At 31.6% G+C, this 14800-nt stretch carries 16 protein-coding genes; 15 read left to right on the forward strand and 1 reads right to left on the reverse strand.

What is annotated here, in order from left to right; genetic code table 11:
• The 3 genes from BN863_RS07915 (at position 1) to BN863_RS07925 (ending at position 2045) form a co-directional block, all read left to right on the forward strand.
• On the forward strand, positions 1-912 hold the full coding sequence (locus tag BN863_RS07915) for a helix-turn-helix domain-containing protein (protein WP_038529364.1): 912 nt from the start codon (positions 1-3) through the stop codon (positions 910-912).
• Between the two features lies 1 nt (position 913).
• A complete protein-coding gene (locus BN863_RS07920; RefSeq protein WP_038529367.1) occupies positions 914-1429 on the forward strand; it encodes a hypothetical protein in 516 nt (171 codons plus the stop codon).
• A 172-nt stretch (positions 1430-1601) separates the two neighbouring features.
• A complete protein-coding gene (locus tag BN863_RS07925) occupies positions 1602-2045 on the forward strand; it encodes a nuclear transport factor 2 family protein (RefSeq protein WP_038529370.1) in 444 nt (147 codons plus the stop codon).
• Between the two features lie 58 nt (positions 2046-2103).
• Here the strand turns inward: BN863_RS07925 and BN863_RS07930 are convergent, their stop codons facing one another.
• Positions 2104-3075 (reverse strand): IS110 family RNA-guided transposase, encoded by a 972-nt coding sequence (locus BN863_RS07930; protein ID WP_038529374.1) that lies wholly within the window; start codon positions 3073-3075, stop codon positions 2104-2106.
• Positions 3076-3468: 393 nt separating this feature from the next.
• Here BN863_RS07930 and BN863_RS07935 point away from each other — a divergent pair, with 393 nt between their 5' ends.
• The 12 genes from BN863_RS07935 to BN863_RS07995 all read left to right on the forward strand — a co-directional run bounded on the left by BN863_RS07935 (position 3469) and on the right by BN863_RS07995 (position 14719).
• Positions 3469-3840, forward strand: coding sequence for a transposase (locus BN863_RS07935; protein WP_038529377.1), 372 nt, complete (start codon positions 3469-3471; stop codon positions 3838-3840).
• Positions 3840-4691, forward strand: coding sequence for an IS3 family transposase (locus BN863_RS07940; protein ID WP_038529380.1), 852 nt, complete (start codon positions 3840-3842; stop codon positions 4689-4691). The genes BN863_RS07935 and BN863_RS07940 overlap by 1 nt, the downstream gene beginning before the upstream one ends.
• 66 nt (positions 4692-4757) lie before the next feature.
• Positions 4758-5615 (forward strand): DUF6602 domain-containing protein, encoded by an 858-nt coding sequence (locus BN863_RS17985; RefSeq protein ID WP_051774619.1) that lies wholly within the window; start codon positions 4758-4760, stop codon positions 5613-5615.
• Between the two features lie 356 nt (positions 5616-5971).
• On the forward strand, positions 5972-7612 hold the full coding sequence (locus BN863_RS07950; protein ID WP_038529383.1) for a hypothetical protein: 1641 nt from the start codon (positions 5972-5974) through the stop codon (positions 7610-7612).
• A gap of 551 nt (positions 7613-8163) precedes the next feature.
• The gene (locus BN863_RS18950) at positions 8164-8427 is read left to right on the forward strand and encodes a DoxX family protein (RefSeq protein WP_316930382.1); all 264 of its coding nucleotides are present in this window, start codon (positions 8164-8166) and stop codon (positions 8425-8427) included.
• Positions 8415-8573 carry a hypothetical protein gene (locus tag BN863_RS18955; protein ID WP_316930383.1) on the forward strand — a complete coding sequence of 53 codons (159 nt, stop codon included), beginning with the start codon at positions 8415-8417 and terminating at the stop codon, positions 8571-8573. Before BN863_RS18950 ends, BN863_RS18955 begins: the two co-directional genes overlap by 13 nt.
• Positions 8570-8992 carry a DsrE family protein gene (locus BN863_RS07965; protein WP_038529389.1) on the forward strand — a complete coding sequence of 141 codons (423 nt, stop codon included), beginning with the start codon at positions 8570-8572 and terminating at the stop codon, positions 8990-8992. Before BN863_RS18955 ends, BN863_RS07965 begins: the two co-directional genes overlap by 4 nt.
• 6 nt (positions 8993-8998) lie before the next feature.
• Entirely contained in the window at positions 8999-10015 is a 1017-nt protein-coding gene (locus BN863_RS07970) for a TQO small subunit DoxD (RefSeq protein ID WP_038529393.1), read from the forward strand.
• A 295-nt stretch (positions 10016-10310) separates the two neighbouring features.
• Positions 10311-11540: a WD40/YVTN/BNR-like repeat-containing protein gene (locus BN863_RS07980; protein WP_038529399.1), complete on the forward strand. Its 1230-nt coding sequence runs from the start codon at positions 10311-10313 to the stop codon at positions 11538-11540.
• Between the two features lie 270 nt (positions 11541-11810).
• Positions 11811-12080 (forward strand): DUF6090 family protein, encoded by a 270-nt coding sequence (locus BN863_RS07985; protein WP_051774621.1) that lies wholly within the window; start codon positions 11811-11813, stop codon positions 12078-12080.
• A 166-nt stretch (positions 12081-12246) separates the two neighbouring features.
• Positions 12247-12549 carry a hypothetical protein gene (locus tag BN863_RS07990; protein WP_148304581.1) on the forward strand — a complete coding sequence of 101 codons (303 nt, stop codon included), beginning with the start codon at positions 12247-12249 and terminating at the stop codon, positions 12547-12549.
• A 1216-nt stretch (positions 12550-13765) separates the two neighbouring features.
• Positions 13766-14719 (forward strand): calcium/sodium antiporter, encoded by a 954-nt coding sequence (locus tag BN863_RS07995; RefSeq protein ID WP_038529402.1) that lies wholly within the window; start codon positions 13766-13768, stop codon positions 14717-14719.
• The last annotated feature ends 81 nt before the right edge of the window (positions 14720-14800 follow it).

Consider the following 14800-nt stretch of genomic DNA (forward strand, 5'->3'; position numbering starts at 1 on the left):
ATGGAGCACTTTAAAACATTATCTACTTATCTAGATTATTTAGAACTACCGAGGCCTGAACATCCAATGTTGAGTGTTTTCAACTCAAAAGGCGATGGTTATTTACCTTGTCCGAAAGAAAGTTCGCCACCAATTACAAACGATTGCTATTCCATCAGCTTAAAGAAATTTGTAAAAGGTAACTTAAACTACGGACGAACAAAATATGATTTTACCAATGGAGCTTTAATTTTCATTGCGCCAAGACAAATTCTACAATGGGATAGTAGCGTGTTTTTTGAGCGAAAAGGCTTTTCAATAAACTTTCACGAAGATTTTTTGAAAGGAACAGATTTAGCACAACAAATAAAAAGATATGGTTTCTTTTCCTATTCAGTAAATGAAGCATTACATCTTTCGCCAAAAGAAGAAAAGCAAATAGAATTGATAGTTGAAAATATTGAAATAGAATATCAGAACAACCAAGATGAGTTTAGCAAAGAAATTATCATTTCTCAATTAGGCACGTTATTCAAATATGCCAATCGTTTCTATGAAAGACAGTTTTTGAATAGAAAAGAATTATCAAATAACTTGTTGGAACGATTTAATCTACAATTGTCTGAATATTTTGAATTAGGAAAGCTACAAGAAAAAGGTATTCCGAGTATAGAACGAATAGCAAATAAAATGTCCGTTTCTCAACGTTATTTAAGTGATACACTAAAAAAAGAAACAGGAAAAACGACTACCGAACATTTACACTTGCGTTTAATCGATGAAGCAAAGAATATTTTATTAAAACCTAATAAAAGTATTTCGGAAGTAGCTTATGAGTTGGGATTTGAATATCCGCAATATTTTTCAAGATTATTTAAAAAGAAAGAAGGTATAAGTCCAACGGAATACAGAGAAAAATATAAACTAAACTAAAATGGAACTATTAAAATTAGCCATAGAGTGGGCAAAAGCTGAAGTATTCTCAACACGTTTCTTCATCTTTTTTGCAATTTTATTTTTAATCGCAAGTGTTGGATTTTGGCAGTTGGGAAAAACGGATTTAGCAAAGGCTTATATCATTCCAACTTTAGTCGCAGGCATATTACTTTTGATAATTGGTAGCGGTCTTAATTACACAAACATTCAAAGAGTTAATCAATTTGAAAAGGATTTTAATTCTGATGTATCTACTTTTTACCAATCTGAAATTGAACGTTCAGAAAGCACTTTAAAGGAATATTCAGTTGTATTTAAAGTAATTCCATTTTTAATAATCATAGCGGCATTATTAATTCTGTTTGTTAATACACCAACTTGGAGAGCAATTAGTATTACAACCATTGCAATGCTAATAGTCATTTTATTAGTTGACGGAACTGCACACTCAAGAATAGAAAGCTACCACAAAGAATTGAAGTTAGTGGATATTCACAATGAAATTAAAAAATAACTACACACAACAATGTGTATAAGCAATAGCGGTTTGAGTGTTAACTCGAACCGTTTTTCCGTATAATTTAAGTATATTTCAATCCGAAAAGTAGTCGCTTAAAATCCGCTGCTGCTCATACACGAGACCGTTAGCAATAATTAAACGAGCAACTTCAAACAGAACCATCTAAATGAAAGAATTTAAGAAATTGAATATTATTATATCGATTTTATTCATAGGATTATCACTATCGTGTACTGATAAAAGTCAAACGAACGAAAACCAAGAGAATATATTATGGAATTTGGAAGAAGAATATATAAAAGCTCATAAAGATGCTGACCACTCAAAAATCTTATCAATGTGGGACGAAAATTTTCTAGGTTGGCCTAGTCGTTTAGAAAATTCTGCGCAAAAGAATTCTGGTTCGGATTATTTGGAAAAATACTTTTCGAAACCAATGCCAACAGAAACAAAATTCCGAATTGAAAAACAAGGAATTCATATTGAAAATAATATTGCAATTCTACATTACCGCTTTCTTCTATTTGAAAGTAGCACCAGAATAACACACACGTGGATAAAAAGAGGAAATAAATGGTATATCCTTGGAGGAATGGATTGGAATGAATAAACCGAATTAAAAAACTATTGCTAACAAAGTACTGTGGTAAAAAACAAGTAAAAAAGCATTAACTTTTCACTAAAGTACTTCGATAAGAATCATCATATATTAAACCAGATTTTGCGATAGCAAAAGCCTGTTTTAGAAGCTTATTACACACAGCTATTAAAGCTAGTTTTTTACTCTTCCCTTTTGCTACAATTCGTTCATAAATATCTCTGCATGCTTTGTTGTATTTACAGGCATTAAAACTGCACATAAATAATAAATTACGAAGCTTTTGATTTCCTATTTTACTTATTCTACTACGTCCATTTACACTGCTACCACTCTTTCTAACTACAGGAGTTAATCCAGCATAACTGCAGAGTTCACTACCGCTTGTAAAACGCTCAAAACCATCCGTAAGAACCACAAGCATCAATGCCGTTTTATTTCCAATTCCTGGTATGCTTTTTAAGCGAGTTAATACATCCTGGTGGACTTCTTTAACTAATACCATCAGTTTATCTTCTAAAGTTTTGATTTCTTTTAAAACGTGTTTTAAGCTTCGTTTAATAGAACTTACAACTGCTTTGCTAGGATTTCCTAAAACGGCTTCACCATGTATTTTATTCTTCAGCATAGTGCTCTGTTTTGTATACACAGAAAGGAGTCTGGTCATTTGAAGACATTCTGTTTGATGTTTGGATTGACCTTCCCAAAGCTTTAAATCTACTTGTTTTGCATATTCACAAATAAGTTTAGAATCACTCTTATCGGTCTTGATCTTAGACAACTTCATCTGGATAAAGCGTTTAACAGCTAAAGGGTTTTCTACTGATACTTTTATCCCTAATTCTAGTAAATAATAGGCCAATTGATAGTGGTAGTATCCCGTGGCTTCCATAACACAATGACTATCCAAATCTAAGAGTTTTGTCAATTTTTTAAAGCCAGAAATTGTGTTTTTAAATTGGTAGTAATTGCCATCTGAATCTGTCACATCAAAAACTAAATGGCTAATATCAATTCCAAAATATTTAATATCTTTATTCATAAGAAAATGATTTTTGAAAGGACGACTACGCGAGTTTCAACGACTTAAAATCGAGGTCTAAAAGCCTCATAGAACTGTACGAAATCTGTGTAGTAAAAGAGAGGGGATTTTCAATGTTGACGAGATCTGTAGTCTCTCCGTATATAATAACCTTATTCCTCTCTTTTGTTCTTTCTAATTTATAGGTATTAATTTAGTGTTTTTATTAAAATGCTAACTTAAGCCGTATATAATTTATTGCTTGGTTCTAGCTTACTTACGAAAATCCTCGCGGATTTTCTATTCGGTTTGTATTTGTTAACTTAGTTGCTTAACCACGCAACAAACCATATACAAAACCGTTGGCAACAATTTTGACCCGTCCTGAATAAAGGCTACATAATTTTAAACATTATGTACAAAAATGACAAAGTAATCAGACGGTATTCAGAACCTTTCAAACTGAAAATTTTAGCCGAACTTACAACCGGTAAACACACAAAGAGCGAACTTTGTAAACTCTACTCCATTGCTCCTACAACGGTCAACGAGTGGATTAAAAAGTACAATCGTAAAGATCTAATGAACACCAGAGTAAAAGTGGAAACAAAAGACGAAATATCTAGAATTAAAGCACTTCAAAAAGAGATTGAACAGCTTAAAAAACTACTGATTAAAAAGGATTTAGATACTTTGGTATTAGATTCATACCTTGAGGTAGCAGCCGAAGACTTAGGCTATAAATCGGTTGCTGAACTAAAAAAAAAGCTAAGTATAAAGCCTTAATTAAAGCCAAAGAGAAATCCAAGGGATTTACATCTTTAACAACTATAACACGTTGTTTTGGACTTAAACGTGATGCGTATTATAAATACAAATCTAGAGCTGATAAGCGGTTAATACAGGAACAACAAATTATAAAAATAGTCAGTAGAAAACGTAAATCCCTTCCTAGAGAAGGTGTGCGTAAACTCATTAGATCGTTAGACAATGAGTTTTACAAAGCCAATCTTAAAGTCGGCAGAGACTCTTTATTTAGCGTACTTAGAAAGTATAATATGCTTACACTAAGAAAGAAAACCAGTGCCAGAACTACAAACTCTTATCATCGTTTTTATAAATACAATAACCTGATAAAAGATATGGAAATTACAAGGCCAAATCAGGTGTGGGTAAGCGATATTACCTACATAAGAACCATTAAAGGATTTTGTTACTTAGCACTAATAACAGATATGTATTCTAGGAAAATCGTAGGATATGACCTAAGTGATAGCCTAGAATTAAAAGGATGTGTCAGAGCTTTAAACAAAGCTATATATCAAGCTAAAAACACAAAGAAACTTGTACATCACTCCGATAGAGGCATACAGTATTGTAGCAATGTATACACGCAAATATTAAAAAGAAAAAAGATAGATATTAGTATGACTGAAGAAAATCATTGTTACGAAAATGCTATGGCAGAGCGGGTAAATGGCATACTAAAAGATGAATTCTATCTTGACCAAACCTTTGATAACGTGGCGCACGCCAAGAGAGCTACAAAAAATGCAATTAATCTATACAACGAAATAAGATTACATTTATCTTTAGATTATAAAACACCTAATATGGTATATAAATTATCAGCTTAAAAACAATTTTAACCTGTAGCCATATTTCAGGACAAGACATACGAAAAATCCAATTCCAAATAAAAAATGAGTAAATATTTATATGACGATTTTATAATCAACCTTTCAAAAAGAATAACTAGCAGATTAAATGAAATTAGCGCAGATTATAACTTTGATTATGGAGATGAATATGAAATTGCGATATGTGAACTTTTAAGAGAATTTTTACCAACTAAATATGGGGTTTGCCGTGGTTTTGTTGTAAATAAAGCAGGTCAAAAATTTGGCGATGATATTATAATTTATGACCAAGTAAGTTTTCCCACCTTGAAATCCTTAAATAAAAATGATTGGGCTCGTAAGGAAAATATTCCGATAGAAGCAGTTTATTGTTATATAGAAGCGAAATACTCTTTGGATATATCAGAAAATCCTAATTCTAACTTATCCAAAGCATTAAAACAAATTAGCGACGTAAAATCATTGGTAAATGAAAGAGAAAAATATGAACTAAATAAATACGACCCTTATCACTTTATTCCTAAACCATTAAATCCAGTATTTGGAATTCCACCATACAGAAACCCTATTTTCAGTTTAATCGTAAGTAGATATGTAAAAAATGGAGACAATAGAATTGAAAATTTAGAAACCATCAAAACACTCATTAATAAATATGTTGAAAAATATAAAGTCACAGAGAATTCACCTGAAGGAATAGTAGTTGGACAAGATAATTACATATTTACCGCAATTAAAAAATATCCAAATAATAATCCGACACGTTTTATAATTCCCTATGAAGAAAATATCTATCAAAGTATGCAAAAAGATTCTAATGCATTGGCAATTGCATTAGTGCATTTATATGCTGGCATAGATTGGATTCGTTTGGACAAAATGCCTTGGGAAGAAATATTTAATGATATAAAAAATAAGTAAAGCGCATAACAAAGTACTGTGGTAAAAATCAAGTAAAAAAGCATTAACTTTTCATAAAATAACTTCCATAGACATCATTTGTATATTAAACATGTTGTTATTTTCACGGTATTCAGGGTGAAAATAGCGTATTAAACACACGATATTTGTAGCGAATCACAAAGAGGAAGTACGTTAAAAGCGCTGTTACAGTTAAAAAGGCGTAGGTAGCATGAATACCTCGTACGAATGGGGTTATTAATCCAAATAATGTGCTTCAATACAAAATCAATATGATTTATAAACAAATTCTGTTACAGTACCCTTTAATCTTATTTTTACTCTTAAACACGTTATGTCTTCATGCCCAAAACACTATGGAATACTCTAATGAAGCACTTCAAGCAAAAAGTAAAACCGAGTTAATAGGCATCGCAACAGCCTTATTAAAAGAAAAGCACCCAGAATACATTTTAAATACCAACGATTTTAATATTCGGGTTTGGAATACTAATTATGGCAGTATAAAAGTAATTTTCACAAGAGCTGTACGATATGTTAACAGTAATACAGCTGTTACTAATTATGACATCTCTATCGATTTAGTTTCAAAAGAAATCCTGCCTTTAGATGATCCAGATTTGCCGTTTTACACGCCTTCTAAAGAGGCAGATAAGACTATTGCCGCTTTAAAGGCAAAAGGATTGTTACCAAAAAGCAACCAGCCAGATGTTGAATATACCATTACAGAAAATACAGCATATCACTTAATATCGTGTTTCGACAATCTTTATGAGATTAACAAAAACTCAATAAAAAACCAAATACACCCTTATTTAAGCAAAACCCTTGTAAGTAAAAAAACGGGAGACACGCTTTATTTTAAAGGCCATAATCCCTTTTACTACCTAAGCCAAATTACATTTAAACATTATTATCAGGAACATTTATTTGCTGTTTTAACAGTAAAAAAATCAGCGGATAACGATGCGATTATTAATATGGCCGTTTCTATACTAAAAGAAAAACAACCTGAACTAAACTTAAATCCTAACGATTATGACATCATGATTTTAGGTAATTATAAAGACCTTATTGTTAAATACAGACGCTTTATTAGGTTTAATACAAGTGATAAAGAAACCGTTTTCGATCTTGCTGTTAATATCATAACAAAAGAAATAAGCCCTTTTAATACTCCTGAAATTGCTTTTTATACCCCAACATCATCCAACAACAAAGCGATTAAAACCCTACAGAAGCTTTTGCCTTTAGAACAAAGTGAGCACATAGAGCATACGGTATCAGAAAACGATAATTATTTTTTTGTGACAAGCATTTATGAAAGCGTTACAAAACACTATTTTATAAGTAAAAAAAACAATGAGATTGTGTGGACTAATGACGCGTTCACGCTACAATTTAATAATCGCGAAGATCTATCGTTACAAGACCATTATAAAAGAATGCATGGTTTGTTTAATGTTACATCAGAAAACAATAAGCCACTGGAAGTTATGACGTTGGCTGTGTTAAATGAAAAACAATTCAGCCCGAATATTAAGCTTGACGATTATAGTATCGGATATAAAATAAATAAAGATGAAGTGGAAGTGACCTTGACTCGGTTAGTTACATTCGTCCCATTAAGACATAAAAACACACCCAACCTAGATTACAACTTAAAGGTTAATCTTGTAGAAAAAACGGTAGCTGAAAACCCTAAACATTTTTATTACCCTACTGATGCGGATCTAGTAACGACTAAATTAATTGAAACCAAATTAGCAGATTTCCTTGAAGGGGCCGATAAAATTTATTATCCTATAGAAATTATTGAAGAACCTGATTTTTTTAATATTAAACATTCAGGCCGTTTTAAATTAGGAGCATACACCAATATAACGTACCGCATGGATAAAAAAACAAAACGAATAGTAGCGGTTATTCCTACTATAAATCCCATATATCCAAACCCCGCAATGCAACCTAGTCCTTATAAAGAAATTAAAGACTAATACACCTGGGTATGAACTAAAAAAATAATTATAGAAACTGTTAACTTTCATTAAGAAAAAAATAACATAATTCCGAAAATATTGTATCTATATTTGGAGAGTGAAAGAAAATGGTAATATAAATAAATTCAATTCAACAATGTCTGTTTTTGGACTCGTGTTGTTGCTTTTGCTTTTACCTTGTAAGGTTAGGAATTTTGTTCAAGCAGAATTAGGGGTTCCTCAAACCAAAGTCTTAAACAAGAGTCAATCTACAATTTCACAATCCAATTGCCAGACGTTTGAGTTTTCTGAAACGATTCAGTCCACTACAAAACCAAGTGTTCAGCAACCTGACGTTCTAATTTCAGAAGCTTTTCATTTTGATCTTACGTCCTATCTATTCAAGCATGCTTTTAAACTTCAAACATCAAGAAACCAAGAGGTTTCTGATGTTCCGCTCTATATTTTATATCAAAACCTCAAGGTCTATTCGTAATTGATTTTCTTAATAAGAAAACGTAAAGCAGCTATTATTTCTGCTATATATCAATCAATTACAAATATCTTAAATGAAATTTCAAGACCAAACACTTGAAGTTAGCTACAAATCTGTAGTTATACTTCGCATTATGCTTAGCCTAATTTTTATAATAGCAAGCACCAATCATTTTTTAAATACCGAAAAAACGGTGAGCAGAATAGAAAATTCCTCAATGGGTTTTATTGGAAATATTCTAGGAACACCAGAAATAGCTGTGATTCTATCAGGAATTGTTATGCTAATTGCAGGCATTTCATTACTTCTTGGATTAAAACGAAAATGGCCTCAATAGTATTAATAGCCGTTTTAATTCCTATTACGCTAACTGTACAAGTTGGACAAATGACAACGCTAGGTCCGCTTTTTAAAAATGTTGCTCTGCTTGGTGGACTTCTTTTTTTTAGTATGAATTCAAACTTAAACATTCAAAAACAATGAAAAATTCAATCTTATATATAACAACACTGTTCCTTTTACTTTGTGGAACATCTCAATTACAAGCACAAGATATTAACTCTAAAAAGAATAATTATGTAGTGCTTTCAAAGAACATTCAACAACTAAAACCTGTTTTGCTAACAGCCAATGAACTGGCTAAAGAAGATGGGAAAAACTATGGTGCATTTTATGTTATTATTTGTGGTAAAACAGAGAATGATATCTCAAATAATTCAGATTTTAATGCCTTGCTAGAAGAAGCAAAAGCCCAAAAGGTGAACGTCTTTGTCTGTGGCATTTCACTGTCGAAATTTAATATAAATCCAGAATCCTTACCGAGTAATCTTGAAATAACACCGAATGGTATTTTATATGGTTTTCAACTTAAAAAGAAAGGTTTTATAACACTTACAATTTAATACATTATGAAAACAGTACATATAAAAAATGATGCAGGGCTCTTGGCTCTAGCATTACGGTTAGTCGTAGGTTGGACGTATTTCTCGGCATTTTGGAGAAGAACCATATTGGCAGATAAACTAGATCCAGAAGTAGCTGGTTACATAGGCGAAAAGTTTAATGCTTTTTTACCGCATGCCTTAGGCATAAAACCTATTATACAATACTTGGTAGAGAACCCAGATGTGCTTTGGATAAACATGGTAATATTTACTATTGTTGAAGGTGTTGTTGGGTTATTTATACTTTTTGGGTTATTTACTCGAATTATGAGTATTGGCGTATTTGGCTTAGCTATGGGAATTCTTTTGGGTTCGGGCTGGATAGGTACAACTTGCTTAGATGAATGGCAAATTGGTGTGTTAGGCATTGCTACCGGATTTGTTTTATTTTTAACTGGAAGTGGTAAATATTCTTTAGATAATTATTTAATGAAACGCAATTTCGCTTTCACCAAAACCAAATGGTTTAATTGGTTAGGTTCGGGACTTTTGCCTATAAAAGACAGTATTTTTCCTAAAGTCGTTTTAATAGGTTCGCTATTTATTTTTGGAATGACATTAATGACCAATCAAGTATTTCATGGCGGACTTTGGGGGACGCTTCATAACAAATCGGTAAAACCAAAACTTGAAATAACGAATGGAGAAATTCAAAACAACACCCTTACTTTTGATGTCTTTAGAACCGAAGGCGTGGATGTGTATGGTTCTTGGGTTATAAGTATTCATTTATATGACCAACAAAACAACTTAATATTAGAATATTCTCAAGAAGATTTAGCAATCTTAAACAAAACAAGTATTTCAAACTACTATGTTGCTAAAGTAAAACCAGGCACACACAGTTTGATTGTGCCTTTAGGTGCAAAAGCAAAACTTAATTTAGAACATGATAGTTTATCAAACTTACCTAAAGGCATATATACGCTTAAAATTACAGACATAAGTGGAGCGTATTGGGTACATCAGATTGAAAAATAGCTAAACCTAATCATGTATTAAAACACAGGGCGTTTGGTGCTAAATCAAACGTCCTTTTTTAGTTATAAAGTCCGCTAAATATAACCGTTAGCACTTAAGAAAAAATAAAAACAATTTGAGGAGAACTCGCATATAAATAATTGCTTAATTTAGAGGTAAATAAAGGGAGTTGAGTGTTTGCTTCGTCTGAATCTGTTAACGCCAGCTCGTTATGCTCGTATCTACCGGGAAATTCTTGTACGCAAACACTCAATTTGAACCTTAAAATCACATTGTACATAATTTAAATTGCCCCATGAGATACATTTTTAAATTCATAGTAGCTTTCACTTTCATTTTCTTTTCATGTTCAGATCAAGAGTCTTCAATAGATAAAACAGATGTAGAAATTAATCAAAAAAAAGTAAGGATTGGAGACACCATAACTGTAACCGGTAAAAATTTAGACATCATTTCACATTTTGCTTTCAATGGTACTCAAGCCAAGTCGTTTCTTGTAAGTTCGGAAGAAATGAAAGTGATTGTGCCTATTATTTATAATGAGGATTTCGATTTAATATCTTACCAAAATCATCAAATCATAGCGTCAACTCCCATGAAACTTATTGGGACTTTCCCATTAAAATCTGGTTTACCCAGTGGGACAATTACGGGTATAAAAATGATTAATGAAGACATTGTTTATATCACCTTAGGTTCTAAATTATACAAAACTACTACTGGTGGATCTGATTGGGATGAAATTAAAGATTTTAATGCTATTATAGCACACATGTATTTTATTGATGAAAATGAAGGTTGGATTGGAATTAATGATAATTTCGATTATTATCTGTATTACACAAATGATGGTGGTGCTAGTTTTACTAAAATATTTGATCGTGGTTTATCTTACTCTCAAATTCTTGGTATACAATTTAGTACGCCAACCAATGGATGTTTAGTGAGTAATGTAGGAGAAATATACCATACAAATGACAATCTTAATTTTGATTTAATTTATAACTTTTCAACAAATCCTGAAGGGGGAAATTATTCTTTTAATAGGTTTAGTTTATCTCATAACCATTTCATTGCTTCAGGTATAAACTACTCTAAAAGTAAATCTGTGCTACTACAAGGCATAAATAATGTTTTTAGCTATACCATTCTAGAAAACGATACCGCTAGTAACACCGGTATTGAGAATATACAGCTTATTGAAGACACGCAAGCGTACATGCTATATAAAGGAAACGCTTATTTTAATAGCAATATACTAAGCGGTAATTGGGAAGATCAGGGGGGTAATCAGGAAATAAGAGATTTTCATTTTATTGATAAAAGTAAAGGCATTGGGATAACAGAAACTATAAGTCAATTCCATAAAAGCCATGTTGTTTATGAAACTTATGATGGGGGAAAGACTTGGATAAACGAATATAGTTTTAGAAATTACGAGTATAGTACACATATCGATTTTTATAATAATACGGGGTTTATTACTGGAATAGATGGGAAGATTTGGAAACACATATTCGAATAAATACATACTACAAAGCCTGTAATTCATACAACATTTAGAGCTTAATTCACCTTTAAGTGATTTTAAACCTGCTGCATAAAATCTATCCGATTGAGTACACTGTCCTAGATTATTCTCTTTTAAAGTGGTTGCTTACGGAATTAACACTAATAAAATCAGTGTTTTAAGGTGATATATGCCTATATTTAAGATGAATAAAAGGCGTTAAGACGCACCAACAGAACCCGCCAACCCATGATAAGATTCTTTAGAAAATTACGCTACGACCTTATGGGAATACACAAAAGTACTAATCATACTTCGCCATTAGTACGGTATTTAAAATATGCTATCGGTGAAATAGCGCTTGTTGTTATAGGTATTTTGATTGCACTATCCATTAATAATTGGAATGAACATAGAAGAACAAGTAATAATCAAGACACCTATTTAATTCTACTTAAAAAAGAAACACTTAATAATATAGAGGAATTAACAAAGGTAAAAACTAGAGTTAATGAGATGCTGAAAGCACAAAAAAAAACTTGTTCATATTATTGATATAAAAAGCGACACATTATCAGAAAAATATTTCGATAAGATATTAGCACTTGCTTTCGGACCTAAAACTAAATTCACCCTAGAAAACAGTGTATTTTCAGAATTAAAAACTACAGGAGAATTAAAGAACATTACTAATGAGAAAATAAGAAAAATGCTAGTTGGATTGGAACCACTTGTACACAGAGTAAAGGAACAAGAAGACAATGTAATTATTGCAAATGAACAAGGGAGAGAAGTTTTAATAGATGTCGGTAATATGGCTTCAATGATTACTAGTGCTGGTGTAGATGTTCCTAATTTATTTAATGAACAGGCTACTAATTTATCTATGCTGAATAACAGTAGGTTCAAAAATATTATTGCCATTTATATAGCAGAAACCGAGGTTAGTATTAATGAAAATTATCCAGCATTAGAAAAGCATTTAAATGTTCTAAATACCATGTTAGATGAGGAACTAGACTAAATGAATAATAACTAAAACATATCGAAAAGATAAACATAGCACGACCAAATATATTAGCGACGGTTAACACAAAACTCATGAATTGGCTTGTTAAATTACTCCATGAATAGTAGTCATAAGAAATGGTTTTATTTGTAAGCATTAGTTTACTATGCTGTAGGAATAGCAAAGATATTATAACGCCTAAATAAGCCATATATTCAGATGGGCTTCGAGTCATCTTCGGCTTTTGTTCGGGAGATGATTTCGTTTATAAAAAAGCATTAAAATTATACCCGAATCTCTATCGAACATGACTCGAACAAGACTCGAACAAAACCCCTAGCAAAAACGGGTTCGATTCTGGGGTGAAAACGGACTTTTTTTTAAGAAATTTAGACTGATAGTAGGCAGTAAAAACTAAAATTTTAGTCCGCTTTTTTCATACCATATGAAATAGTAGATTTTGTAGGACAATGTTATAGGTGCTAAGCTTAAAATCAGTACAAATTAGCGATGTTTTGTAGGTTAAGTGTGTTTGGTTGTTCTCCTAATTGTAGTGTTCTAGAAGTGTTAGAGAACGAATAGTAGAGCGGAAGTAAACCAAATTAGTTGTATTTGTAAGTAAGTGTTTTTTATATATTTTGGTTTAGTTACGTAATTCTGAATTATATATATCTTATATTTGAGTGTGTATCCTGTTTAAATGCAATATATTAACACTGTAAAATGTAAATGTATGGAGGACTTGATTATTATACATTAAGACTTTTAGACAAACTTGGTTTGCTAATTTCGTTATAAACTCACGATACTTTCTCTCTAATCATGATATTTTAGTATAACATAACACCATTTTAAATATGAATTACAACATTAAAACCGGAATCATAATTTCTACAATTTTAATTTTATTATCAATGTTATCTTTGCAGTATAAAATAGTAGGGGCACAAACTGTTATAGATGTCTTTATAATGTCAGCTTTTATAGTAAACCTGTCCTTGATTTATAAAATCTTTCAAAAACAGAACAAGACTGAAAAATAAAAAACGGTCTAAAATAACTTATAGCTTCAGTTTATAATATACCAGTATATATTAGTTACTAATGTGTGTTGAAGCTTTGAACTGTTGTGCTTAAAAGTTGTTGTATTTGGTTACGATATATTTACGCAACCCTACAACAAATTATATACAAACCCGTTTGCTGCATTTGAAATCATTAAATAAAAATTATGATACTATCTTCAGTATTTATTATTGTAGGCTTTGCGAGTTTAATTTTTGGCGCAAATTGGCTAGTTGACGGTGCTACGTCATTAGCAAAAAAACATCATATTTCTGATTTAGTAATCGGACTCACCATTGTGGCCTTCGGAACGTCTGCCCCCGAATTGGTTGTTAATACTGTGGCGTCATTTCATGGGCATTCAGACATCGTCTTTGGAAATATTATTGGAAGCAATAATTTTAATTTGTTTATCATACTTGGAATCGCAGGTTTAATCTATCCCATTACAGTTCAGTCATCTACAGCTTGGAGAGAAATTCCAATTTCCTTACTTGTAGCCTTATTGCTTTTTGTACTAGCTAACGACTTTTTTAGTCATCAGCTTCCTGAAATCTCTAGAGTTGATGGAGTACTTTTATTGGTGGTATTTATTTGCTTTTTGTATTCTATTTTTAAGCAGTTGAAACAAGACCCCATTGAAGCTATTAGTTACGAAAATAAATCTAATTTTAAGATTTGGAGTTTGGTAATATTGGGTATTGCAGGACTCATAATAGGAGGGAAGTTAGTTGTAGACCATAGTATAGATATAGCAACGAAACTAGGCGTGAGTCAAAAAATAATAGGATTAACCATAATTGCTGCAGGAACTTCGCTTCCAGAACTAGTTACATCGGTAGTTGCGGCTTTAAAAAAGAATAGCGATATCGCTATAGGAAATGTTATTGGCTCTAACATATTTAATGTGCTATTAATTCTTTCTATAAGCGCGTTTGTACATCCCATAACTTATAATCCGAATTTTAATCAAGATTTGTTCATCCTAATAGGTGGAACTGTGTTTCTAATACTAGCCATGTTTACAGGAACACGAAAAAAACTTGACAGATGGGAAGCCTTTATATTGTTAAGCTTTTATGTTATTTATACCAGTTATTTAGTGATGAAAGAAATTTAATAAAGCTAAACATACTACCTGCTTATCGGTTTAATGTTTAGTAAGTGCATATTAAAATTAGGTTTAATTTCATTTCATTTG

The sequence above is a fragment of the Formosa agariphila KMM 3901 genome, from assembly GCF_000723205.1.
GTDB lineage: Bacteria > Bacteroidota > Bacteroidia > Flavobacteriales > Flavobacteriaceae > Formosa > Formosa agariphila.